The 23788-nt window shown below is 40.2% G+C and carries 21 protein-coding genes, 1 tRNA gene, 4 pseudogenes and 1 riboswitch; of the genes and pseudogenes, 14 read left to right on the top strand and 12 right to left on the bottom strand.

Annotation, left to right across the window (positions count from 1 at the left end):
* Window positions 1-271: 271 nt before the first annotated feature.
* The 6 genes and pseudogenes from IYQ92_RS08650 to IYQ92_RS08625 form a co-directional block, all read right to left on the bottom strand.
* On the bottom strand, window positions 272-877 hold the full coding sequence (locus IYQ92_RS08650; RefSeq protein ID WP_324253077.1) for a DUF3862 domain-containing protein: 606 nt from the start codon (window positions 875-877) through the stop codon (window positions 272-274).
* A gap of 67 nt (window positions 878-944) precedes the next feature.
* Window positions 945-1640, bottom strand: coding sequence for an LrgB family protein (locus tag IYQ92_RS08645; RefSeq protein WP_195676279.1), 696 nt, complete (start codon window positions 1638-1640; stop codon window positions 945-947).
* Window positions 1637-2014, bottom strand: coding sequence for a CidA/LrgA family protein (locus tag IYQ92_RS08640; protein WP_195676278.1), 378 nt, complete (start codon window positions 2012-2014; stop codon window positions 1637-1639). Before IYQ92_RS08640 ends, IYQ92_RS08645 begins: the two co-directional genes overlap by 4 nt.
* A gap of 214 nt (window positions 2015-2228) precedes the next feature.
* Window positions 2229-2947 (bottom strand): annotated as a pseudogene (gene budA, locus IYQ92_RS08635) (acetolactate decarboxylase).
* A 144-nt stretch (window positions 2948-3091) separates the two neighbouring features.
* Window positions 3092-4294 (bottom strand): cation diffusion facilitator family transporter, encoded by a 1203-nt coding sequence (locus IYQ92_RS08630; protein ID WP_195676277.1) that lies wholly within the window; start codon window positions 4292-4294, stop codon window positions 3092-3094.
* A 103-nt stretch (window positions 4295-4397) separates the two neighbouring features.
* Complete coding sequence (locus IYQ92_RS08625; RefSeq protein WP_195676276.1) at window positions 4398-5729, bottom strand: alanine/glycine:cation symporter family protein; 1332 nt, start codon at window positions 5727-5729, stop codon at window positions 4398-4400.
* A 133-nt stretch (window positions 5730-5862) separates the two neighbouring features.
* A riboswitch (glycine riboswitch) is annotated at window positions 5863-5970 on the bottom strand.
* 271 nt (window positions 5971-6241) lie between these two features.
* On the opposite strand from IYQ92_RS08625, the gene IYQ92_RS08620 reads away from it, so the two are divergent.
* From IYQ92_RS08620 to IYQ92_RS08600, 5 genes are all read left to right on the top strand, one after another.
* A complete protein-coding gene (locus IYQ92_RS08620; protein WP_195676275.1) occupies window positions 6242-6625 on the top strand; it encodes a PaaI family thioesterase in 384 nt (127 codons plus the stop codon).
* A gap of 265 nt (window positions 6626-6890) precedes the next feature.
* Window positions 6891-9203 (top strand): DNA helicase PcrA, encoded by a 2313-nt coding sequence (gene pcrA, locus IYQ92_RS08615; RefSeq protein ID WP_195676274.1) that lies wholly within the window; start codon window positions 6891-6893, stop codon window positions 9201-9203.
* Between the two features lie 117 nt (window positions 9204-9320).
* Entirely contained in the window at window positions 9321-10601 is a 1281-nt protein-coding gene (locus IYQ92_RS08610) for an O-acetylhomoserine aminocarboxypropyltransferase/cysteine synthase family protein (RefSeq protein WP_195676273.1), read from the top strand.
* 58 nt (window positions 10602-10659) lie between these two features.
* Window positions 10660-11418: an HAD hydrolase family protein gene (locus IYQ92_RS08605; RefSeq protein ID WP_195676272.1), complete on the top strand. Its 759-nt coding sequence runs from the start codon at window positions 10660-10662 to the stop codon at window positions 11416-11418.
* Window positions 11411-12070: a DNA alkylation repair protein gene (locus IYQ92_RS08600; protein ID WP_195676271.1), complete on the top strand. Its 660-nt coding sequence runs from the start codon at window positions 11411-11413 to the stop codon at window positions 12068-12070. Before IYQ92_RS08605 ends, IYQ92_RS08600 begins: the two co-directional genes overlap by 8 nt.
* 46 nt (window positions 12071-12116) lie before the next feature.
* On the opposite strand, the gene IYQ92_RS08595 is transcribed toward IYQ92_RS08600, so the two are convergent.
* Window positions 12117-12638, bottom strand: coding sequence for a hypothetical protein (locus IYQ92_RS08595; RefSeq protein WP_195676270.1), 522 nt, complete (start codon window positions 12636-12638; stop codon window positions 12117-12119).
* A 181-nt stretch (window positions 12639-12819) separates the two neighbouring features.
* Here IYQ92_RS08595 and tpx point away from each other — a divergent pair, with 181 nt between their 5' ends.
* Both tpx and IYQ92_RS08585 read left to right on the top strand, forming a co-directional pair.
* On the top strand, window positions 12820-13311 hold the full coding sequence (gene tpx / locus IYQ92_RS08590; protein WP_195676269.1) for a thiol peroxidase: 492 nt from the start codon (window positions 12820-12822) through the stop codon (window positions 13309-13311).
* A 93-nt stretch (window positions 13312-13404) separates the two neighbouring features.
* Window positions 13405-13477: transfer RNA gene (locus IYQ92_RS08585), tRNA-Thr, on the top strand.
* 50 nt (window positions 13478-13527) lie between these two features.
* On the opposite strand, the pseudogene IYQ92_RS10650 reads toward IYQ92_RS08585, so the two are convergent.
* Window positions 13528-13787, bottom strand: a pseudogene (locus IYQ92_RS10650) (tyrosine-type recombinase/integrase); the annotation flags it as partial.
* 21 nt (window positions 13788-13808) lie between these two features.
* Between IYQ92_RS10650 and IYQ92_RS08580 the strand changes: the two are divergent.
* Both IYQ92_RS08580 and IYQ92_RS08575 read left to right on the top strand, forming a co-directional pair.
* Window positions 13809-14174: pseudogene (locus tag IYQ92_RS08580) on the top strand (ISAs1 family transposase); the annotation flags it as partial.
* Window positions 14175-14223: 49 nt separating this feature from the next.
* On the top strand, window positions 14224-14397 hold the full coding sequence (locus IYQ92_RS08575) for a hypothetical protein (RefSeq protein WP_195676268.1): 174 nt from the start codon (window positions 14224-14226) through the stop codon (window positions 14395-14397).
* A 181-nt stretch (window positions 14398-14578) separates the two neighbouring features.
* Here IYQ92_RS08575 and IYQ92_RS08570 read toward each other — a convergent pair whose 3' ends face one another.
* Window positions 14579-15064, bottom strand: a complete 486-nt coding sequence (locus IYQ92_RS08570; protein ID WP_195676267.1) for an Rrf2 family transcriptional regulator — start codon at window positions 15062-15064, stop codon at window positions 14579-14581.
* 132 nt (window positions 15065-15196) lie between these two features.
* Between IYQ92_RS08570 and IYQ92_RS08565 the strand changes: the two are divergent.
* Window positions 15197-16054: pseudogene (locus tag IYQ92_RS08565) on the top strand (SDR family oxidoreductase).
* A gap of 337 nt (window positions 16055-16391) precedes the next feature.
* Entirely contained in the window at window positions 16392-17021 is a 630-nt protein-coding gene (locus IYQ92_RS08560) for a CpXC domain-containing protein (RefSeq protein ID WP_195676266.1), read from the top strand.
* Window positions 17022-17440: 419 nt separating this feature from the next.
* Here the strand turns inward: IYQ92_RS08560 and IYQ92_RS08555 are convergent, their stop codons facing one another.
* Together IYQ92_RS08555 and IYQ92_RS08550 are read right to left on the bottom strand one after the other, a co-directional pair.
* Window positions 17441-17695: a transposase gene (locus IYQ92_RS08555; RefSeq protein ID WP_195676265.1), complete on the bottom strand. Its 255-nt coding sequence runs from the start codon at window positions 17693-17695 to the stop codon at window positions 17441-17443.
* Window positions 17696-17743: 48 nt separating this feature from the next.
* Entirely contained in the window at window positions 17744-17956 is a 213-nt protein-coding gene (locus IYQ92_RS08550; protein WP_229311363.1) for a hypothetical protein, read from the bottom strand.
* Window positions 17957-18083: 127 nt separating this feature from the next.
* Here IYQ92_RS08550 and IYQ92_RS08545 point away from each other — a divergent pair, with 127 nt between their 5' ends.
* The 3 genes from IYQ92_RS08545 (at window position 18084) to IYQ92_RS08535 (ending at window position 23648) form a co-directional block, all read left to right on the top strand.
* Window positions 18084-19013: a metal ABC transporter solute-binding protein, Zn/Mn family gene (locus tag IYQ92_RS08545; protein ID WP_195676264.1), complete on the top strand. Its 930-nt coding sequence runs from the start codon at window positions 18084-18086 to the stop codon at window positions 19011-19013.
* Between the two features lie 7 nt (window positions 19014-19020).
* Window positions 19021-22335 (top strand): pneumococcal-type histidine triad protein, encoded by a 3315-nt coding sequence (locus tag IYQ92_RS08540; RefSeq protein WP_195676263.1) that lies wholly within the window; start codon window positions 19021-19023, stop codon window positions 22333-22335.
* Window positions 22336-22958: 623 nt separating this feature from the next.
* Window positions 22959-23648, top strand: coding sequence for a YjjG family noncanonical pyrimidine nucleotidase (locus tag IYQ92_RS08535; RefSeq protein ID WP_195676262.1), 690 nt, complete (start codon window positions 22959-22961; stop codon window positions 23646-23648).
* Window positions 23649-23692: 44 nt separating this feature from the next.
* Here the strand turns inward: IYQ92_RS08535 and IYQ92_RS08530 are convergent.
* Window positions 23693-23788: IS3 family transposase (locus tag IYQ92_RS08530; RefSeq protein WP_133162783.1), on the bottom strand; the 96-nt coding region annotated here is incomplete at its 5' end.

Genomic DNA, 23788 nt, shown 5'->3' with positions numbered 1-23788 from the left:
ATTCTTCGTATCTCGTTGACTATTTTATCATTCTTTTTTGCCAAATAGATGTGAGCATGTTTTCAATGTTTCAGTCGCATCTTTATAATCAAATAGTCGGGCAATAGAGGCTACTTTGCAGATCGGCTAACTAACGTATGTCTGTAGACCCTAACTGTTTTAGTAGTGTCTTTATAGGCACTTAAATTATGAAATTAACCTAGTATATAATTTGTCTGTATTCAAAAATCCCCACTTTACCATGAGGAATGAAGTGGGGATTTTTTACTGTTTAATTTAATCCAACTTGAGTTTTACTAGTCAGTTGTCCGTTTTCAAAAGTGAGTGTGATATTTGGGGTAGATGTACTAGATTTGATACCACTTGTCCAACTTGCTTGGAGCTCGGCTTTGTCTGATGAAATTGCTTCAGATAATGTGTCTGGTACTCCAAGTATATCTTTTGCTTGAGTAAAGCTAATGCCGTTCTCTAATTTGTTATATTGTTTTTGAGTGATTTTTGCATCACGTACAAATTGAAAATTATTGATAGTGCGGACGATAGTGCTGTCTTCGAGAAGTTGTGCTGTAACAGAGACATTATCAAATGTCCATGTATAGCCCTTGAGTGTGACATCTCCAGCTGGGGTGTCAAATTGTTTAGCGGGTTCACCAAAGAGGGATTTTAATTCAGCAAGGCTTGAACCACCTTTGAAATTTTCATCTTTTGATCCGACTTTGATTTTATCAACATTAAAGCGAACGTCTTGGTGTTTGGCTGTTTGGAGTTGTGTAGTAGATGTAGTGGTTTCAGTTTTGTTTGATTGAGACTGGCTTGAGCAAGCACCTAGCGTCAGTATCGTTAAACAGAGACCTGTAATAATACTAATTCTTTTCACGATTACCTTTCCTATTCTAGTTGGTTAAATTCATTATACCATAGTTGGACAGATTTTAGTATTGTGGTTATTTAAGGATGATTTGAGCGATAATTGGGCTGATGAAGACGTACATGATACCTGTGATACCGATAGCAAGTCCCGCCATGGCACCTTCAACGTATCCATATTTTAAAGCGGCGCCAGTACCAACTGCGTGACCGGTCCCTCCTAAGGAAAGTCCGATTGCAACTGGGTCGGTAATACGTAGCAATTTTAAAATAACCGGTCCTAAAGCACTGGTCAAGATACCAGTAATGACTACGACGACAAGGGTAATCGTAGTGAGACCACCCATTTTTCCAGTAATCCCGATAGCCATAGCTGTTGTGACAGATTTTGGAAAGAGTGAAATAGCGAGGAAGTATTTCATACCGAAGGTTTTGGCGATGATAGCTGTGAAGCAAGTGTTGACGACACAAGCTAAGAAAATACTGATGAGGATACTTCTGATGTGGTGTTTCATGAGGTGAAAGGTTCGATAGAGAGGAATCCCCAGAGCGACAGTAGAGGGACCAATAAGCATATTTAAATAGCTTCCGCCGACATAATAATCTTTATAGGAAATATGAGTGACCTTTAAGAATACAATCAGTATGACGGTCGCAATGAGAAGTGGGGTGGTGAGTGGATGTGGTAAGCGTCTAAAAATCATCATCCCAATGTAGTAGGCAAAGATACTGACAAAAATACCGAAAATCGGATTAGACGTTAATTGGCTCATTTGTGGCCTCCTTTTTCTTCATAATCGCCTTCGAAGCGTCTTTTGATAAATTGGACGACCAGGCCGATAACTGCCATATTAAGGAAAAGAGGACCAAAGATGATAATAACAATGCCTAGAAGGTAGGGTTTAATGTCATTATAATGCTCCATAACACCGACTGCGGGTGGAAGAAATAGGATTGTCATGTTAGCTAACAAGAAATTTCCCACGGTATCAATATGCCTAAGGCGAATCCATTTAAATTCGAGCGTAAGGAAGAGCAAGACTAAACCAATAATACTCCCAGGAACAGGTAGGTTTAGTAAGGTGGATAAGGCTTCACCGACAAACGAAAACATTAAAATAATCATGAATTGGATGTAGAGTTTCATAATAGTCTCCTTCAATAATAGTTTACTACTATGAAAATAATATGCAAGATGTATAAACGTTTTCATTACATTTTCATGACTGAAAATAGGAGTGTGACAAATTTTGAAGATTGATTTTTTAAACTTTCTAAGTTGGGACTGCAAAATTTTGAAATTCTCCCTAGTCACTGGAATTATAAAAAGAGGCTGAGTGCTTGTCTCAACCTCTGTCTATTTATTCACTCTTGTCAATATCATTGCGAAGAGCTTCCAAATCTAATTTTGCATGCAGGTAATTGCGGTCCTGGACTGGGAAACGTTGGTCAAGTTGGTCAACAGCACCGAGCTCAATTTGGCCGTATTCTAGGGTGTAGTCCATGATATGGCCTCCAAAGCTAAGGTCATCAGAAATGAAGTGGAGGTGGTAACCTGCAACGCTGATACCATGGAAGATTTTCGGTGTCCAAATACCTACGATTGTTCCAGAAATATCTGTTGCAGAATGCTCTGGTTGGTTGTTGGCAACTTCAGCAAATTTAGTATTGGTCTCTGATTTAGGAATCATACGAACGTGCATATTGCTGAAGTGCCCTTTAATTTTAATAGAGCGGAAAAGATTTTCGCCATCGTAAAAGGACTCCATCTTTTTGGCTAAATCTTGATCGTTGATTGGGTCGTATTGATTGAACATAACCTCAGTTTGATGAGGAACGACCGCAGCATAGGGACTTTCTCGTTAGGGTCAACTTCAATAACCTGAACCTGACCATTTTCACTCTTTGTTTGATAGGCTTTGCCGTCGATGACGATCAATTCGCCGTCAATAGCATTAAGAGTTCCGATTCCGTGGTCACCATATTGAAGAAGGTCTTTTATTTTGAGCGTTCCTCCATATAAACCCGCAAATAAGGCACTCAAGGTATTGTATTGAAATAATTTAATGGTTTCTGACATACTATCTATTTCCAATCTAATGTTGCAACTTATTACTATGTAGTAGATTATAGGTGTGGAAACTTAAAGAAGTCTGAAGAAAATATAGCCATTTCATGTCAAATATAATAAAACCGACACAAATAGCTTGCGTCGGCTGATTTTCTATTCTGGTGAATCGGTAATTGGAGTGACTTGATGGAAGATGAGATACCACACTTCGTGACGCCTCCAGATGCTGGTGTGCTGAGCACCGTTTAATTGGTAGCTTACTAATTTTGTTTTTTGACTGATAGTTTTTATTTGGAAATATTGAAAATTGCAGGGTTCAAATCGAGCTAGCTCTAAAAATTCTTTAGCTGTCTGGTAATGACCCTTTTCGTCAATCATAAAGAAATCGTCAGAGATGTAAGTTTCATAGTCAGGAATTTTTGATAGGATGATTTTCTCGTTTTTGTATAATTTTTTAGAGACATTATCGAAAATTTCGTCTTCTGGGATGCTGGCAGGTTCGACATGGATATCAATGTCATAGACTGAAAATTCCTTGCTCAGCAATTTCTCAACTTGCTCGGTGATAGCATGACTTTCATAGACCGAAAGGTCAGGATTCATTTCAAGAACAAGGTCCAGATAAACATTGCTACCGTAAGTACGTCCACGCTGGGATTTAACCGCTGAGATTTTAGGAATTTTCAAAATCGCTTCTTCGTATTTTTTGAGTTGCTTGTCATCAAAGCCGTCGGATAGGCTAAAGGCACTTTCCATGAAAATATCATAAGCTGTTTTGAGAATGAAATAAGTAATCACAATGGCAGCTAGGCGGTCAATGATAGGGAGGTTCAGAGAGGCTGCAACAATTGCTACTGACGTCCCGATAGAAGTGACTGCATCAGAAAGATTATCCTTAGAGGCAGCGACAAGAGCGCTAGATTTCACCTTTTTAGACAAGCGTTTATTGTAGGCATAGACACCTAACATGACAATGGCTGATAGAAAACCAACGATGGCTCCGAAAGGGTCGATTTCAGTTGTCTGGTTAGAAAAAAGTTTTTGAATGGTTTGAATCAACACTTGAAAACCAACAACAAACATGATGAAGGAGGTAATTAGGCTAGCTAAATCTTCAATTTTCCAGTGTCCAAACCGGTGGTCTGCATCGGCAGGTTGGCTAGCTAAGTGGAGACCGATGAGCAGCGCAACATTTCCTAAGATATCGGATAAGTTATTAAATCCGTCTGCGACTAGAGAGGTTGCATCTAAGCTGTATCCAGCAATGAGTTTAGCAGTCGCCAGGGAAATATAGGCTACAATGCTGACGACTGGTCCACGTTTGGCCAAGGCTAAGTTATCAGATGGTGATGGCATAAACACTCCTTTGACTATGAAAAACTATCCCCCTATTTTATCATAAAATGGGCTATAACTAAAGTCAAAAAAAGACTGAACCAAGAGGAACAGTCTTAAAATATTATTTGTGTTTGGCAAAATAAGCCTTAGTTTCCTTGATGATAATTGGTGACAAAGCTAAGAGGGCAATCAGATTTGGTAGAGCCATCAATCCATTAACGATATCGGCAACAATCCAGATAAGTTCTAACTGTAGGAATCCTCCGAGTGCTACCATGATGACAAAGATTGTACGATAGATACGGATGTGTTTTGTACCAAATAGGAATTCAAAACAACGTTCACCGTAGTAACTCCATCCAAGGATAGTTGTGAAGGCGAAGAGAATTAGACAGAAAGTCAAGGCAAGTGTTCCTGGTGTACCAAAAACTGTTGAAAAGGCGGCTTGTGTTAGCGGAGCTCCTTCTAAGCCTTTGGTCATCCATTCACCACTGACGATAATTGATAAACCTGTTAGGGTACAGATGATGATGGTATCGATGAAGGTACCTGTCATTGAGATAAGACCTTGTTCAACAGGTTCATTTGTCTTGGCAGCAGCGGCAGCGATAGGGGCTGACCCTAGACCAGATTCATTTGAGAAAACACCACGCGCAATCCCTTTTTGAATGGCCTCCTTGGCAACTGCACCAGCGAAACCTCCGACTGCAGCAGTTTCTGTGAATGCACCTTTAAAAATTAATGTGAGAGCCTCTGGCAATGCTTTTGCGTTGAAACCGATAACTGCCAAAGTTGCAATGATGTAGATGATAGCCATGAATGGCACGATTTTTTCAGATACTTTTGAGATTGACTGGATCCCGCCGAAAATAATGATAGCAACAATAACGGCGATGACAATGCTGACGATTTTTGGTGAGATACCAAAGCTGTTTTCGAGCGATGACGTGATTGAGTTAACTTGTGAGAAAGTACCAATCCCGAAGAAGGCAACGAGGATACCGGCTACGGCAAAGAAGATAGCCAATGGTTTCCATTTTTGTCCCATACCGTTGACGATATAGTACATTGGACCGCCTGAAATTTCACCGTTAGCGTCTTTGGTACGGTATTTGATAGCGAGAAGCCCTTCAGCATATTTAGTTGCCATTCCGAAGAAAGCAGCTACCCACATCCAAAAGAGAGCACCAGGTCCACCTGCTTTAATAGCTGTCGCAACCCCAACGATATTCCCTGTACCAACAGTTGCAGCAAGGGCAGTTGCTAGAGCGGCAAAGCTGGAAATATCACCACTTCCTTTATCCTCTGTGAAGATGAGTTTGAAGGCTTTTGGCAATTTCAAGACTTGCAACAAACCTAGTCGGACGGTTAGGTAGATACCAGTTCCGACCAAGAGGACAAGTAGCGGGGCACCCCAGACGATGTTGTCTAGCGCAGTGAAAAACTGTAACATAAAAATCTCCTTAAATTTTATGAAATGAATAAACAAAAAAGAAGTTACCTAGCGAGATAACTTCTGGAAATGGTAAGCTAAAAAACACCTTGAAAATAACACAATTTCAAAATGGTCTGTATCAAGTTCTTGGAATTTAGCTTCTGTCCTTTTGCCTGAGAGATTGGGGGAGTCATACTCCTCTTGCCCCTTCGGCGCCTAATGCGTTGAAAAACGTTTCGGTCTCTCCAGAAGTCCGTCAGTCAATCAGTCCTGTCTTACGACACCTGAGAGTGCAATTCCTTCGGCGAAAGCGGTGCTTTCTTCTCCTGAATGACATCATTCGGTTTCAATTTCAGTTATTACATTTATTGATTTTTATTTTATATTGAAAAATGAACTTTGTCAACCTAATTTTCTTAGAAAGTTGCGAAATTTGGGTAAAATACAGTGTGAGTGGACAATCCAAGTTCTAGATACTCCCATCAGCAGTCAATTCTGCTATAATACTAACTAGAAATGTGAGGTTCATCATGGAATTTAATTTAGAACAAGTCAAGGTTTTTGAAAATTATGAAATTGAAAAGTGGGAAGATGGAGAGGTGATTTTATCGACCAAGGTTGTGGACTCTTCGCTCAATTATTATGGTAATGCACATGGTGGCTATTTGTTTACGCTTTGTGACCAAGTGAGTGGGCTTGTGGCTATTTCGACCGGTTTTGAGGCGGTAACCCTGCAATCAAATATTAATTATCTCCGTGCGGGTCGCTTGGGGGATGACTTGACGGTTATTGGGACTTGCGTTCATAATGGCCGTACAACCAAAGTCGTTGATGTGCACATTAAGAATCAAAAAGGAGAAATGGTGACGACGGCTATTTTTACCATGTTTGTGACTGGAGCGCGCAAGGAGTAATGCGATAGAGGAAGAGTAGAAAATTTATCACACTTTTATTGATGACGAGAGTGATTTAAGGAGTCTCGGAGGTGTAACAAAAATTGAAGTCCTTGTCTTACTGATTTTTGTTACACTCTCTTTTTCATTGGGAAAATTCCTTTAAAAATGATATACTAAAAAGGCAATTTTGGCGCTAGCTGGGTTCTTGTGAGATTTGGCTAGCGCTAGCTTATGGCGAGCGAAAGCGAGCTGAAAAAGTATCAATAGTATGACAGGAGTAAGCATGAATCCTCTACTAAATGGAATGAATGACAAGCAGGCCGAGGCGGTTCAAACGACGGAAGGGCCTCTTTTGATTATGGCGGGCGCGGGGTCTGGTAAGACGCGTGTTTTGACCCACCGTATCGCTTATTTGATTGATGAGAAGTTTGTCAATCCATGGAATATTTTGGCCATTACCTTTACCAATAAGGCTGCGCGTGAGATGCGTGAGCGTGCCATGGCTTTGAATCCAGCAACGGAAGAAACGCTGATAGCAACCTTCCACAGCATGTGTGTGCGTATTTTGCGTCGTGAAGCTGACCATATTGGCTACAATCGTAATTTTACCATTGTGGATCCAGGTGAGCAGCGCACGCTTATGAAACGAATCCTTAAACAGCTCAATGTAGATCCGAAAAAATACAATGAACGTGCTATCCTTGGCACTATCTCGAATGCTAAAAACGACCTTTTGGATGAAGTAGCTTATGAGCAACAGGTTGGTGATATGTACACGCAAGTCGTCGCTAAATGTTATAAGGCCTATCAAGTAGAACTGCGTCGTAGCGAAGCTATGGACTTTGACGACTTGATTATGATGACGCTTCGTCTCTTTGACCAAAATCCTGATGTCCTAGCCTACTACCAACAACGCTACCAGTATATCCATGTCGATGAGTATCAAGATACTAACCATGCCCAATATCAGTTGGTGAAATTGTTGGCATCACGTTTCAAAAATATCTGTGTGGTTGGGGATGCTGACCAATCCATCTATGGCTGGCGCGGAGCTGACATGCAGAACATTCTTGATTTCGAGAAAGACTATCCTGAGGCTAAGGTGGTCCTTTTAGAAGAAAACTATCGTTCGACAAAGAAAATTCTTCAAGCGGCTAACAATGTCATCAATAACAATAAAAATCGCCGTCCCAAGAAACTCTGGACACAAAATGATGAGGGCGAAAACATCGTTTACTACCGTGCCAATGATGAACGTGACGAGGCTGTTTTTGTTGCTTCAACCATTGATAATATCATTCGTGAGCAAGGAAAGAACTTTAAAGACTTTGCTGTTCTTTACCGTACTAATGCTCAGTCACGTACCATTGAGGAAGCCCTGCTCAAATCTAACATTCCTTACACCATGGTCGGTGGGACCAAGTTCTACAGCCGTAAGGAAATTCGTGATGTCATTTCTTATTTGAATATTATTGCCAATACAGCGGACAATATTTCCTTTGAGCGTATTGTTAATGAGCCCAAGCGCGGTGTCGGTCCGGGGACGCTTGAAAAAATTCGTCTTTTTGCCTACGACCAGCAGATGTCGCTACTAGATGCCTCATCAAATGTCATGATGTCACCATTAAAGGGAAAAGCTGCGCAAGCCGTTTGGGATTTGTCAAAACTTATCCTAGATTTACGAGACCATCTGGATGATATGACAGTGACAGAAGTCGTGGAAGCCGTTCTCGACCGTTCAGGCTATCTAGAAGCACTTCAAGTACAAAATACCTTGGAATCACAAGCCCGTATTGAAAATATCGAAGAGTTCCTGTCAGTTACTAAAAACTTTGATGAGAACAAGGAAGTAGCTACTGGGGACGAGATAGGTCTTGACCGCTTGTCACGTTTCCTCAATGATTTGGCCTTGATTGCAGATACTGATGATGTCGATGCCGAGACTGCTGAGGTGACCTTGATGACTCTCCACGCAGCTAAAGGTTTGGAGTTTCCAATTGTCTTCTTGATTGGCATGGAAGAAGGGGTCTTTCCATTATCACGCGCATCGGAAAGTCCTGAAGAGTTGGAGGAAGAACGTCGTCTCGCTTATGTTGGGATCACGCGGGCGGAAGAAATGCTTTTCTTGACCAATGCCAATACGCGGACGCTTTTTGGTAAGACAGGCTACAATCGTCCAACGCGTTTTATTCGTGAGATTGATGAGGAACTCTTGCAGTACCAAGGTTTGGCTCGACCAGTCAATTCATCATTTGGTGTTAAGTACACTAAGGAACAACCGACACAATTTGGTAAGGGCATGAGTCTGCAACAGGCTCTTCAGGCTAGAAAAGCTAGCGCTCAGCCGCGCTCAAACCGTCCAGCGCAGCCATTTACCAAAACTAGCGGAGCTGTTCCTTTTGGTTCGGCTAAAGCCAATGGGGCTGGCGCTACAACTTCATGGGAAATCGGCGACATCGCTCATCATAAAAAATGGGGTGATGGCACTGTTCTGGAAGTTTCAGGTAGCGGTAAAACTCAGGAATTAAAAATCAATTTCCCTGGTATCGGTCTGAAAAAACTGTTAGCCAGCGTCGCACCAATCGAGAAAAAATAATAGTTATAGGGTATAGTTTAAAACTATGCCTTTTTAAGTCGAATAAGTATTAGTCAAACCTCCAAAAAAGGACTACAATATTGGTGATTTCAAAAGTTTGGAAAAGGAGACGCTTTTATGACACAAGAATGGAGTTTTGAAACAAAACAATTGCATGCGGGACAATCAGTTGACCCCGCCACTAAATCACGTGCGGTGCCGATTTATCAGACAACCTCATATGTGTTTGACGACGCTCAAAATGCAGAAGATGCCTTTGCCTTGAAGACAAATGATAACATTTATACGCGAATCACAAATCCGACAACAGCTGTTTTTGAAGAACGTGTCAATGCTCTTGAAGGCGGTGTTGGTGCTTTGGCAACAGCTTCGGGTATGGCAGCCATTACGTACACAGCTCTAGCACTAGCCCACGCTGGTGACCACATCGTTTCTGCGACAACAGTTTATGGTGGCACTTTCAATCTTCTAAAAGAGACCCTACCTCGCTATGGAATCACAACTAGCTTTGTTGATGTTGCAAATTTTGCTGAGATTGAAGCGGCTATTCAAGACAATACGAAATTCATTATTGCTGAGACTTTGGGAAATCCGCTTGGTAATGTTGCCGACCTTGAAAAATTGGCTGAGATTGCGCATGCCCATCAGATTCCTTTGGTCATTGACAATACCTTTGGTACACCTTACTTGATCAATGTCTTTTCACATGGTGTTGATATTGCGGTTCATTCTGCGACGAAATTTATTGGTGGTCATGGGACTTCCATTGCGGGGGTTATCGTGGACAGCGGTAACTTTGACTGGGAAGAATCGGGTAAATTCCCGCAATTCGTTGATGAAGATCCGTCTTACCATAACTTGAGCTATACGCGTGATATTGGGGCAGCTGCTTTTATCACTGCGGTGCGCACGCAATTGCTCCGCGATACAGGTGCTTGCCTATCACCTTTCAATGCTTTCTTGCTGCTTCAAGGGCTTGAAACCTTGTCATTGCGCGTGGAACGTCATGTTGAAAATACTAAGAAAATTGCAGCTTACTTGGAAGAGCATCCAAAAGTTACTAAGGTCAACTATGCTAGCCTGCCATCAAGCCCTTACTATGAATTGGCTCAGAAATACCTGCCAAAAGGCGCTAGCTCAATCTTTACTTTTAACGTTGCAGGCGGTGCAGAAGCTGCCCGCAAGGTGATTGATAGCCTAGAAATTTTCTCTGATTTGGCTAATGTGGCTGACGCGAAGTCTTTGGTGGTTCACCCAGCAACAACGACTCATGGTCAAATGAACGAGGAAGATTTACGTGCCTGTGGTATCGAGCCAGAGCAAATCCGTGTTTCTATCGGTCTTGAAAATGTTAATGATTTGATTGCCGACTTGAGTCAAGCACTTGATAAGATTTAACGTTCAAAACTAGGTGAGAGCCTAGTTTTTTGCTATAATAAATCCAAAGGAGAAGACCATGGATTTTGTATTTGACCTGGATGGCACACTTTGTTTTGACCGCATGACTATTGCAGAGGACATCAAAGAAACCTTGTATAGCGCCCCTAGCTTCGGGCATGAGGTGACTTTCGCTTCCGCCCGGTCTTACCGTGACTGCATTGATTTGCTGGGAAATGAGCTGATGCGCAACCGCGTTATTGGTCTCAATGGTGGGCTAGCTTATCAGGATGCTCAACTTATCTTTCATCGTCACTTGACCAAGACCTCTTATGAGCTCGCCTTGACTTGGTGCCATCATCATGGCCTGCCCTATTTTGTGGACGACGATTTTAACTACGCGCATTTTCGAGGTCAGAAGATTCCTTTTATCTCAAGTGTTGATCCCTTGGGGCTGGCTAGCCGTTTGGACATAGCAGAGCTGCACAATCCGATCAAGACGGTTATTTATATGGGAGACCATGAGAATCTTATTGAACCATTCATGGCAGAGCTTAATGCCTTACAGGAGATGGATGTGGATTATCATGCCCATGAGAAATGTCTCTACCTCAATCCCTTTGAAACCAACAAGGCAACGACCATCATTGACTGTCTGGGACATAACTTTGTGGCATTTGGTAATGACAAGAATGACATTGCTATGTTTCAAGCGTCAGCCCATGCTGTTCAAGTTGGGGACTTTGCGCTTTTACGTCCTTTCGCTGATGAAATGACCAGCGCAGCCCATGTTTCCCAAAAAATCCAAGATGTCTTTGAGAGGTTTTCACATGTCTAAATACCAAACTATTAAGCGACTTTTTGAGGAGAAGGCGGATGCTGATAAGGCTGAAGCCATGGCAGCCTACATGAAAAATCATTTTCGCTTTTACGGGATTCAGACGCCTGAACGTAAGGCGATTATCAAGGAGTTTTTGAAGGCAGAGAAGAAGCAGAAGACCGTTGACTGGGCTTTTTTGGATGCTTGCTGGGCGGATGAGCATCGGGAGTTTCAATATGTGGTTAAAGATTATCTGGTCGCTATGAAAAAATGGCTGCGCTTTGATGATATCACTCGGATTGAAGCTTATGTCCGTAGCAAGCAGTGGTGGGATTCCATTGACTTTTTGGATACCATTATTGGGTATATTGGTCTTGAGGATAAGCGTGTAGACGAGCTGATGCTAGCTTGGGCTCAGGATGAGAATTTCTGGGTGAGACGCTTGGCTATTAACCATCAACGAGGGAGAAAAAATCTTACCGATACTGATTTGCTTGAAAAAATACTGGTTCTGAATTTTGGTAGTGATGAGTTTTTCATTAATAAAGCCATTGGCTGGGCTTTGCGTGATTATTCAAAGTCAAACCGTGATTGGGTGGCAGACTTTGTGGCTCGTTATGCGGAGAAGTTGGCTCCGCTGTCAGTTCGAGAGGCGAGTAAGTATCTGTAAACATAACAAAGACATCCTAAACGTGCTAGGATGTCTTTTAATGCAATTATTGACCAGTATTCCCATTTTTTAAAGCAGAGCGCCAGCGATGTTGTAAGAAAACAATCGCGATAATTGCTGTAAAAAGCGGAAGATTGAGCGTAAAATGATCGTCGTGGATGCCAAGGAGTTCAGCCCATTTTGGATTAAGATAGCGGATAGCCCATTCTAAGACCGAGATGACGCCAAGAGGAACCGCATATAGTATAGAGAGGCGGTTAACACGACTAGTCTGTCTTACTTTAATTTCCTCATTGGTTGGATTGAAAGGTGTGTTGCATCTATTTAGGATTCCGATAAGGATGGCTGGCATAAGAAAAATCAGTAGGTAGATTAACCAGTAAAGATAAAAAATCAAGGTCATTAGTCCCTTTTGATAAAAAATTTGAGAGACTAAGGCTCCTAAAATTGCACAAGCAAGAGCAACTAAGCAAATAATTGTCCAAAATCGGCGACTTCGTTTCATCTCTTTTTTGAGAGTATCAGTAGCGACTAACCGATTTGTGACCCACAATAATAATTTTTCCATCTAAAATCTCCAAAACATTGCATTAGAATTATAATACGATGTTATACTATTGCTGAAATTAGCTGTCAAGAATGAACCTTAGTCTAGAATTTAAACCAATTTCAAATATTCTTTCCGAACAAATCTTTAGTTTTTGCAGCTTTTGTGGGGTATAATAAGGTTACAATAAGGAGGATAAACAATGACAACATTTCTTGGAAATCCCGTAACATTTACGGGTCAGCAATTGCAAGTTGGAGATAAAGCGCTTGATTTTAGCTTGATAGCGTCAGACCTATCTAAAAAATCATTGTCTGATTTTGATGGCATGAAGAAGGTTATTAGCGTTGTGCCGTCGATTGATACGGGGATTTGCTCAACCCAGACACGACGTTTTAATCAAGAATTGTCTGAGATGGAAAATACAGTCGTGATTACCATTTCGATGGACCTTCCTTTCGCCCAAGCTCGCTGGTGTGGAGCTCAGGGGCTTGGCAGCGCCGTGATGCTATCGGATTACTACGACCATTCTTTTGGAAATAGCTACGCGCTATTGATGAATGAGTGGCATTTGCTGACGCGGGCGGTTCTAGTTTTGGATGAAACCAATAAGATTACTTATGTCGAATACAAGGAAAATGTCAATTCAGACGTTGATTTTGACGCGGCTTTAGCTGCTGTTAAGTCTTTGTAATTCCAATAGATAGAAACAGGATTATCGTCCTGTTTTTTGTTAATCTTAGTGTTGACAAAACTGTTCAAAGTGCTAAAATAAAAGCATAAAAAAGCCGATTTAGCTCAGTCGGTAGAGCAACGCACTCGTAACGCGTAGGTCACAGGTTCGATTCCTGCAATCGGCATGATAAAACACCTGAGAACGTTTATATAACAACGTTCTTTTCTTCTTTGTTCAACCTTTTTCATTTTCGTTCAAACTTCCCATGAAATTTCTTACCTTTTGATTTTCCTCATCAGCCTTTTCTTTAATAAGATGACCATAGGTTTGAGTAATTTGTTTGATATCTTTATGTCCCATGAGCTTGGATACAGCCCAGATATCAACCTTATTAGCGATAAGAAAACTACAGTAATATGCCTTAAACCTGTGCTCGTCATATTTGTAGGATGTATGCTTAATTCTGTAAGTATCCTTTTTAAATGTTTATTAACACCTGCTAAGGTGACGACTCTAAGGAACACCCTGACTGGGGTCATATCCAGTGTATTGGAAAAGCCAGTATCACGATTGATAAGGAGGGCAAACAAAGTGAGGACACTCGTTACTTTGTCTTAAGTTGTCAGGTGAGTGCTAAGGAACTCTGTGCTTATGTCCGTGGGCATTGGCAAATAGAGAGCCTACATTGGCAGTTGGATGTTGTCTTTCGTGAGGATGCCAACAAGACCTTAAATAAACAATTAGCTTTTAACTTGAACGTGATGGATAAGTTTTGTTTAGCCGTGCTTAAACAGTTAGATGTTGGCAAGAAGATGAGCTTGAGACGGAAGAAATTCAACTTAGTGATGAACTTTGACCAGTATTTGAAGAAATTAATCTAGTCAAAAAAGTGATAGTCTATGGTAAAACAGAGAAGAAACGTTCATTCGTTTGTCAAGCAATCCTAAGCGTCTAGTTGAAAATTTGGATACTTTTGATTTCAAATTGACAGAGGATGATATGATTGCGATTGCTAGTTTAGATTTAGGTGGAGGTTTCACTCTCCCGGAAGATGCAGATGGTTTCGAGCATGTCCTCAACATGTGGGAAAAGATGTTTGGTTAGAAAATGAGTTAAAAAGATTGTGTCTTTCGTTGTACAGGGGACAGTCTTTTTAAAATCAAATTTATCGTTTTTCTTGACAAATGTCTTATACAAAGCGAGTTCAGCAATGTATTTTTTTGAAGGATGTGTCTATTTTACGGTGTCTTTGTAAATTAAAAAAACGAGCATCAGACGTTTCAGTCTATGCTCGTTTTTCGATGATAAAGTGTTCAAAATCTTTGGCCACATCTTGGTTATTGATGGTAATATTGCGAGATAAATCAGAGACCAGGTCACTGAGACTTGTTTTGGCCATTTCAGCCTCGGCTAGTTCTTGAATTTTAAGGTATTTGGCTTGTAGTGTGTCTTGAATGTTAGCGCCGATAGGGCAGTCCATATTGGTTTTGGCATCAACTTGAAGGAGTTGATTATCGCCAGGAAGGCTTTTGAAAATATCCAAAAGGCTAATATCACTCAAAGAACGGGTGATTTTGGGAGCAACCTTTCCTTGTTGACTAATAATAAGCCCAGCTTTTCTAAGATTTCCCATGATTTTACGTACATTACTTGGATTGGTCTGAATACTTTCTGCAATACGACCACTCTTTAATTCATCAGGATTGTCCTGATTGACTGCAAGATAAACCATAACATGAACACTATCGCTTAATTGAACAGATTGTTTCATTTTATGCTCCTTTTCTATGATTCCATTATAACATTCCTGTATAAAATAAAACAACATTTGGCTTGACATTGATTTAGATAAAGTGTAAAATACCTGTATAAAATAAAAGTACATCATAAGAGGTAATGCAAAATGACAACATATTTAGTAACAGGTGCAAACGGTGGCTACGGTAAAGCGGTGATTGACTATTTAGCGACAGCCGTTTCCAAAGATTCTATTTTTGGTTTGGTTCGTTCAGAAGAAAAAGGGAAAGCCCTTCGTGAAAAAGGCATCGGCGTTCGTGTCGGTGATTACAGCGATAAGGACAGCCTTCTTGCTGCTCTCCAAGGCATTGACAAATTGCTTTTGGTTTCAGGCGTTCCTGGAAATCGCTAAGCTGAACATCAAAATGTTATCGATGCAGCAAAAGAAGCTGGCGTTAGCTTTATTGCCTACACATCTCTAGCTGGCGATGATACGGTAGCAAAAGATTTTCCACTAGGAGACGACCATCGTTATACTGAACAAGCCTTGAAAGAATCAGGAATTGCCTTTACAAGCCTTCGCAACAACTGGTACTTGGAAAATGAGCTACCATTATTAGGCCCAGCCTTGGCTTCTGGTAAACTTGTTTACGGTGCAAACGAAGATAGCAAAGTAGCCTGGGTATCGCGTGATGATTTGGCAGAAGCAGGTTCAAAAGTCCTTCTCGCTGACTCACCTAAGGAGATTCTTGAATTGTCCGGCGCAAGCTTGACTTATGCTGACCTAGCGCAAGCTCTTTCTCAGGCAACAGAGAAAGCAATCAAAGCTGAAAAAGGTAGCAACGACGATGTTGTCGCTGCTCTAGTGGAAGGGGGCTTCCCAGCTGAAGCTGCCCCAGGTTTTGCCAGCTTGCAGGATGCCATCGCTGCCAACTTCTTGGACGCACAAGTTTCTGACTTGGAAGAAGTCCTTGGACGCCCCCAAACTCCAATCGTGGCCAGTTTGAAGGTCTTACTAGCGTAAATATCAAGAAAAATCGGCTAATCAAAGGGTTAACCGATTTTTCATTTATGGTATAATGCAGATAATCAATTTTGCCCCCAAGAAAGGAACCTTATTTTGTCTTACAAATTTCTACTTTTCGAAATGAGAAGAAGTTAATTGATACAATTTAACGTAATAAAAGCCTTGAAATCAGTATGTTTCAAGGCTTTTTTGCAGTTATTGGAGGAAACTAGAAACTCTCATGGAATGGTAGAACGACTTTTATGTCTGAAAAAATCTAAACGTTAAAAAGTATCAAATCGTTAGAAAGTTTTAGAACATAGCTATCCTCAATGTAGTCGCAGGAGGGAGTAAAATGACTTCAATTTTTATCTCATCACTTAATTGTCCGTCTTGCGGTGAAGTAAGCTCATTTGAACGCTATGACAGGATTGATGTTTCTAAAACACCTCAGTTCAGAACATCTCTTATTGATTGGGAATTGTTCAAGTTTACTTGCAGTCACTGTGGTCATCAAATAATTATTGATTATCCGACACTCTATGTTGATGAAGAGAATAAGGTAATCATTCAGTATCTACCATCAAATTGTAGCGACCTTGGATCAGTTTCAAGTATCAAGAAAGTTGCTGTGGAGTTAGATATTTCTAAGTACAAATATCGAGTTGTTACCAACCTAGAAGACTTTGTAGAGAAGGTACAAATCTTTAGTGAGGGCATGGATGACAAAGCTATCGAATTTATGAAATACCTAAAGAGTCCAAATGAAGATGAAGACATCATGTTTTCCTATGAGCATATGGTATTTACAAAAGAAGGTTCCGTAGCCTATCAATTTATGTTCATCAATCAAAAGGAAGCAGTGGCATCTCTGAATATTTCAAGAGAATTATATCTAGAGTCACTTGAGGAGGTTGCTGAAGCTGGGGACAGTGAGTATGTCATTGATAACGGTTGGGCTGAGCGGTTCGCATGCCAAGGGTAAGTAAATTTTAGTTTGCCGAAGCAACCCACACTTTAGCAATTTACATTTGCTCTGTATAATTTTTTCCAAAGATACATCATGTGTAGTGTGTTGCTCTGCTACTGAGAGGAAGTTAACCCTACCGTTTTAGATTTTATAGAAGCCTTAAAATTATTAGTATGTTTCAAGGCTTTTTATTTGAAAAAAACATCAAAATAACGCAAAAAACTCTTCTTATGCTACACTGTAATTGAGATTTTTTAAATTTTTGGTGTTAAAACTATTGCCTCAGTCCTAGCACTTTTTCTTTGTCGTATTCTTGGTGTATTGCGAGAATTTTGTAAATGATACGAAGCAGCTTATGTGCACAAGCAATCACGTCTTTCATCTTACTTTCTCTTTTGGAAATTCGATTGTAAAAAGAAGAAAAAGCTGGATCCTTAGAATGTACTACAATCAATCCCGACATAGTCAAAGCCTGTTTGATATAGCGATTTCCTTGCGTGATGTGTGAGGATTTTTTTAATGCCAGCACTTTCATCGGATGGAAAGGCTGTAACAGTTGGGCCAATCTTAGCTAAAATAGTGGCTGCACAAGTTTCACTCACACCAGGAATCGTTTGAAGTAATCTATTTTCTTCAGGGAAACTCTTTTTTTCGATATAAGCTATTATTTCACTCGTTAATTTATTCATGAGTTTTTGATACAATTGATATTCTTCTAGGCTTTGGTCCAAGAGAAATCAATCCTCCAGTGACAACTTCCCATTCATGACCTCCATTAATTCTTCGGGACTTGCTTTGACATGCTTGTGAATACAAGCTGTCACATTGTCGTAATCAATGACTTCCCCATTGATAAAGAGCATAAAAAGAGACAGTCCTGTCTTAGAGAAGATATCAGAAAGATAGCTGGTTAGTTTGATATTAGCACGTTGTAAGAGGTTTTGTTGCACTTCATTTTACAACAGGGCAATGAAATTTAGTTCTCACTTTTTTCATGAAAATATATAAAAAATATTGACATTTTAAATTTTTAGGAGTAAACTATTAACCAGTTAATTAACTAGTTAAGGAGCTGTTATGAAAAAAAGAAGTATCCTATGGCTTACGCTTGTCTTCTTTGCTTTCGTTTTAGGAGCTTGTGGACAAAAGAACAGTCGGGATAAGAGTGATGAAACTAAGGGGATGAAGATTGTGACTAGTTTTTATCCTGTTTATGCCATGGTCAAAGAAATTTCTGGCGACCTAAATGACATTCGGATGATTCAGTCTAGTTCTGGCATCCATTCCTTTGAACCTTCTTCAAATGATATTGCAGCCATCTATGATGCTGATGTTTTCGTCTATCATTCCCATACCTTAGAACCGTGGGCGGGAAGTTTGGATCCTAGCCTGCAAAAGTCTAAGGTAACGGTCTTAGAAGCATCTGAGGGGATGGCCTTGGAGCGCGTGCCTGGATTAGAAGATATGGAGGTTGGAGATGGGATTGATGAGAAAAACTTGTATGATCCTCATACCTGGCTTGATCCTGAAAAGGTTGCTGAAGAAGCGCAGATTATCGCTGATAAGTTATCCGAACTTGACAGTGCTAACAAGGAGAACTATCAGAAAAACGCACAAAGTTTTAGTGCTAAAGCTCATGATTTGACCAAGAAATATCAACCTATCTTTGAAAAAGCCAATCAAAAAACTTTTGTAACCCAACACACAGCTTTTTCTTATTTGGCAAAACGATTTGGACTAAATCAACTTGGGATTGCAGGGATTTCTCCTGACCAAGAGCCAAGCCCGAGACAGTTAACCGAAATTCAAGAATTTGTAAAGACTTATAAGGTCAGAACCATCTTTACAGAGAGCAATGCATCATCTAAGGTAGCGGATACGCTTGTCAAATCAACAGGTGTGAGTCTGAAAACCCTCAATCCATTAGAGGTAGCCCCACAAAATGACAAGTCCTACTTGGAAAATTTAGAAGACAATATAGAAATCTTAGCTGAAGAATTGAAATGAGGAGATTATGAAGATTAATAAAAAATATCTAGGGGGATCTGCAGTGGTCCTTGCTTTAAGTGTCTGTGCTTATGCTTTAAATCAACATCAAGCACCTGAGAAAAAAGATGACCACCGTGTAACTTATGTTGACAGTAAAGGATCTGAAGCTAAGAAGAGTGAATCTCTTACACCGGACCAAGTTAGCAAGAAGGAAGGCATAGAAGCTGAACAGATTGTTATCAAAATCACTGATCAAGGTTATGTGACTTCCCACGGTGACCATTTCCATTACTATAATGGTAAAGTTCCTTATGATGCCATCTTTAGTGAAGAACTGGTCATGAAGGATCCAAACTATCAGTTGAAAGATGAAGATATCATCAATGAGATTAAAGGTGGTTATATCATCAAGGTAGCTGGCAAATACTATGTCTATCTAAAAGATGCGAGCCATGCTGATAATGTCCGTACGAAAGAACAAATCGAACATCAAAAACAAGAACATACATCAGACAATGGCAGTGTAAGTAAGGAGGTTCTTGCTGCTAAAGCTCAAGGTCGCTATACAACCGATGATGGTTATATCTTTAATGCTGCAGATATTATTGAAGATACTGGTGATGCCTATATCGTTCCTCACGGCGGGCATTATCACTACGTTCCCAAAAGTGCACTTTCCTCAAGTGAATTAGCAGCAGCTCAAGCATATTTAGCTGGAAGAGGAAGTCAACCAAACCTGACGCATTATAAAGCAAATCCAAGTGTTACACCAAGTACTCAAGCCGATAGCCCAGCAACAAGCACCCCGGTAAATCAAGCGGACGACCGTCAAAGTCTTCTCGATCAGTTATATGCTTTACCAGTTAGTCAGCGATACAGAGAATCAGATGGCTTAATCTTTGATCCTGCTAAAATTACCAGTCGTACAGCTACAGGAGTTGCTATACCTCACGGTAATCACTATCATTTTATCCCTTATAATAGTTTGTCTCCTTTGGAGCAGAAAATTGCACGAATGTTACCACTGGGAGGTACGGTAGGATCTTTAAATCATTTAGAAAAAGAAAATAAACCTGAAAATCATAATTCTCATGTTTCTAACAATAATAAGGAACATGAAGATCATGATCATGGATTTGCTGTTGAGCGTGTGATTAGTGAGGATGAGCAAGGCTTTGTAGTTTCTCATGGGGATCACGCCCACTATTTCTTTAAGAAAGATTTATCAGTAGAGCAGATTAGAGCAGCCCAAGAGCATCTGCATGGACATCGTCAAACAGAAATTCCTCAAGATCATCACGTAACTCCAAAAGAGGACCAAGCGAAACAGGATCATCACGGAGAAGAACATGACCATGGCTTTGCGGCTGAGCGTGTGATTAGTGAAGATGAGCAAGGCTTTGTAGTTTCACATGGAGATCATGCCCACTATTTCTTTAAGAAAGTTTTATCGCAAGAACAGATTAAGGCAGCCCAAGAGCATCTGCATGGACATCAACATACAGAGCCTGTTAAACCTCTTGCAAAAGATGTAGATGCTTTTTCAAGAGATGCTAGTGATAAAGAAAAGATAGCTTACATCTCTAAAACCTATGGTATTCCCGTTGAAACGATTCGAATTTCAAATGGATTCTTTGTATTTGGCAATCCAGACCAAGCTTATGATCCAACTCACATTCACCCTTACGCCGTTCGTAAGGAACACGTTCGAATTCCGCTTCAAACAGGTGATGCAGAGCTCGATTTTCTAAACGAACTCTATACAACCGCTCTACGTGATGGAGTTTCTCCTTATAGTTTACAAGTTGAAAATGGTAGTTTCGTAATCCCTCATGGGGACCATAACCACTATATCAAGGTTCAAACTAAAGGTTATGAAGTCGCTTTGAAAAATAAGATCCCGGCATTGCTAACAACTTACCAACCTGGTGCATTTGATGAAAATGCAGTACAGTATAAGGTAGATCAACTTTTGGCAGAGAGCCGAGAACTTTATAAAGATAAGCCAAGTCTGCAAAGACAGATTGAACTTGCTTTGGGGCAATTCTCTGAAAATATGAAGAAATTCTCAACTAACTCAACTGCAGGATATTTAGCAGCTTTGGATTTGTTTGATAAGCAGTATATCCATATTGACTCAAGTGTCAAACCAACAGAAATCAGTCCTTTAGACAAGAAATATCAAGCTTTAGTGGATAAGATTAATACATTGGATACGGATGCTTATGGACTTCCTAAAAAGGATCTCTTAACTCAGCTTCAAGGAAATAAACTAGCCCAAGATGAGGCCGGTTTAGATGCAGTTGAAGCTAAGTTACAAGCTTTGCAGGATTTCAATGATCGTACAGGAGTTACAACAGTCGAATACATCAAGTATTTCTATCAAAATCTTTCTGATGGACGTTTAAATGACAATCTTCGCAATAAAGTTGCCAACTTAACTTGGACTCTTTACCAGTCACAATCCTTCCTTAAGGCAACTGACTTGAACAAACTCTTCCCAGAAATCTATCAAACAAAATTAGAAGTTGAAGAAGCACTGAAAAATGAGCCAGTTTCAAGCAAGACTTCTGAAACAATCTTAGATACGGAAAAAGTGGATGGTCATAGTGCTAAAATGGCTGTCTATGAATTCTTGAAAGGTTTGTATGATGATATTAAGCCTGAAGAACAAAGCAATCATGTCTTTAAAGTTCAAGTAGAGTCTCTCTTAACAAAAGCTGAAGAATTAGTGACTCAAGTCAAGGAAGAGGGAGTTAAAGCTTCACTTACTGACGAAGTGAAAAATCTGAAGGCTGCTTTGGAGAAAGAAGACGCAGACCTTGATGAATTAAATACACAAGTTCAAGATCTTTTGAAGCGTATTCCACAAACTATTCAGAATGAACGTGAGAATGCTAACCAAGACCCAGAAGTTTTAGCTCTTTATCAAAAACTATACAATGGAGTTATTGCTATTCATACTTATTTGGAAATGAATAATGGTTCTGATGCTGACTTTGAAAAAGTAGATGCCTTGTTTGACAAGTTAAGTGCAGCTAGCAAAGACAAGCAAGCTTTGCTAATGGTTGCTCAAGAAATAGTCTTGTTAAATCAAGAGTTTCAATCTAAGGCGAAGCCAATTGAAGCTAGAATCGAAACTGCCAATAAAGAAACAGACGATAAACAAGCTGAGTCAAGCCTAACTCCTGAAACTACATCTCCAGAAACAAACGATAGACGAGCTGAGTCAAATTTAACTCCTGAAACTACATCTCCAGAAACAAACGATAGACGAGCTGAGTCAAATTTAACTCCTGAAACTACATCTCCAGAAACAAGAGAAAAAGTAGCAGAATAACAAAAAGCTCAGTTAGCTACCGTATCAAAATTAGGCTGCTGATAAAAAACATACTAAGATTAGTAGTGAAGAAATCTCCGACAGGAGAGAGTACTCACTACTTTTTCTTTATGTTAAAGTAGTGGTGTCTTGTTAAGTCGTGGCTTCTTTTGGCGCTAGACGCCGTATAAAAAACTGGCAAGACACCTGTTTTAGATGGAATTTTATCAAAGTATGTTGGACGCTAGACGTCGAGTATTGAAAATGAAATCACTAAAATAAGGAATCGTTCAAGACAAAGAGGTAAACATAATGCGGACAGTTTTTGGAATTGATGTGAGTAAAGCAAGCTCAGAAGTCGCTATTCTTGTGAATGGTGAAAGGGTTCATAGTTATACTATGTCTAAGAATTTATCCAACACTTGTCAAATAGGGATTTAGTCTCGGAGTTTGATGAGAAACTTTGGTACACCATGGTTGAAAAGGTCATTATAGCTTCAAAAGAAGAAGTAGATTTTCATTTCAAAAACGGAGCAGTCATATCAATATGATGTGACTGCTTTTCTTCTGAACTGTGGTATAATGAAAACAATGAGTTCAGGGGAGAAATGATTTGCACCCCCCTAGAAAGGAATTTTGGTAAATTGTATTATAAATATCTCCTTTTCGACCTAGACCACACCCTACTTGATTTTGGACTGGCAGAGAATATCGCCTTGACGCAGTTGCTTGAAGAAGCAGAGGTTTCGGATGTCGATGCTTACAAAAACTACTACATTCCTATGAATCAAGGGCTCTGGGATGATTTGGCTCGCAAAAAGATTACCAAGAAAGAGCTGATTGAGACACGTTTTGAACGGTTGTTCGCCAATTTTGGTCACGAAGTGAATGGCATTTACTTTGCAAAGCGTTACCAGCATTTTCTCAGCCAGCAAGGACAGACTTTTAGTGGGGCTGCTGCCCTGCTCAGTCAGTTACAAGACGATGGATACCGTCTTTTTGCGGCAACCAACGGTGTGACTTACATCCAAAAGGGGCGTTTAGAGCGTTCGGATATTCAATCTTACTTTGAGCAGGTTTTCATTTCAGATGAGATTCAAGAGCAGAAGCCTGATAAGGCTTTCTTTGATGTTATCACTGGCGCTGTGACAGGATTTAGCCCTGGCCAAGCCCTAATGATTGGGGACAGCTTGATTTCAGACATTCAAGGTGGCAATAATGCAGGCATTAACACCGTCTGGTATAATCCTAGCCAGAAAACAAACAACACTAAGGCTCGACCAACTTATACGATTAGCTCCTATGCAGACTTAATCAGCTTGTTAGAAGATTAAAAAACGCTTATCTTGTACTGACCCCAAAAAGTTAGACATTTAATTTATCCAAAGGATTTAGTTCTGTATTGCACAGGACTGAGTCCTTTTAATTTTACCTTAATTCGTTTGTTGTTGTAATAATCAATATAGTCTACAAT

Source organism: Streptococcus sp. HF-1907, assembly GCF_015594605.1.
In the GTDB taxonomy this organism is placed as follows: domain Bacteria; phylum Bacillota; class Bacilli; order Lactobacillales; family Streptococcaceae; genus Streptococcus.
This window is presented reverse-complemented; position numbering and strand designations above follow the sequence as displayed.

Excerpts from the sequence above, each read along its gene's own strand:
- IYQ92_RS08645 (WP_195676279.1), bottom strand. The coding sequence starts at position 1,640 with ATGAGCCAATTAACGTCTAATCCGATTTTCGGTATTTTTGTCAGTATC.
- IYQ92_RS08640 (WP_195676278.1), bottom strand. The coding sequence starts at position 2,014 with ATGAAACTCTACATCCAATTCATGATTATTTTAATGTTTTCGTTTGTC.
- IYQ92_RS08630 (WP_195676277.1), bottom strand. The coding sequence starts at position 4,294 with ATGCCATCACCATCTGATAACTTAGCCTTGGCCAAACGTGGACCAGTC.
- IYQ92_RS08625 (WP_195676276.1), bottom strand. The coding sequence starts at position 5,729 with ATGTTACAGTTTTTCACTGCGCTAGACAACATCGTCTGGGGTGCCCCG.
- IYQ92_RS08620 (WP_195676275.1), top strand. The coding sequence starts at position 6,242 with ATGGAATTTAATTTAGAACAAGTCAAGGTTTTTGAAAATTATGAAATT.
- pcrA (WP_195676274.1), top strand. The coding sequence starts at position 6,891 with ATGAATCCTCTACTAAATGGAATGAATGACAAGCAGGCCGAGGCGGTT.
- IYQ92_RS08610 (WP_195676273.1), top strand. The coding sequence starts at position 9,321 with ATGACACAAGAATGGAGTTTTGAAACAAAACAATTGCATGCGGGACAA.
- IYQ92_RS08605 (WP_195676272.1), top strand. The coding sequence starts at position 10,660 with ATGGATTTTGTATTTGACCTGGATGGCACACTTTGTTTTGACCGCATG.
- IYQ92_RS08600 (WP_195676271.1), top strand. The coding sequence starts at position 11,411 with ATGTCTAAATACCAAACTATTAAGCGACTTTTTGAGGAGAAGGCGGAT.
- IYQ92_RS08595 (WP_195676270.1), bottom strand. The coding sequence starts at position 12,638 with ATGGAAAAATTATTATTGTGGGTCACAAATCGGTTAGTCGCTACTGAT.
- tpx (WP_195676269.1), top strand. The coding sequence starts at position 12,820 with ATGACAACATTTCTTGGAAATCCCGTAACATTTACGGGTCAGCAATTG.
- IYQ92_RS08570 (WP_195676267.1), bottom strand. The coding sequence starts at position 15,064 with ATGAAACAATCTGTTCAATTAAGCGATAGTGTTCATGTTATGGTTTAT.
- IYQ92_RS08560 (WP_195676266.1), top strand. The coding sequence starts at position 16,392 with ATGACTTCAATTTTTATCTCATCACTTAATTGTCCGTCTTGCGGTGAA.
- IYQ92_RS08555 (WP_195676265.1), bottom strand. The coding sequence starts at position 17,695 with ATGAATAAATTAACGAGTGAAATAATAGCTTATATCGAAAAAAAGAGT.
- IYQ92_RS08545 (WP_195676264.1), top strand. The coding sequence starts at position 18,084 with ATGAAAAAAAGAAGTATCCTATGGCTTACGCTTGTCTTCTTTGCTTTC.
- IYQ92_RS08540 (WP_195676263.1), top strand. The coding sequence starts at position 19,021 with ATGAAGATTAATAAAAAATATCTAGGGGGATCTGCAGTGGTCCTTGCT.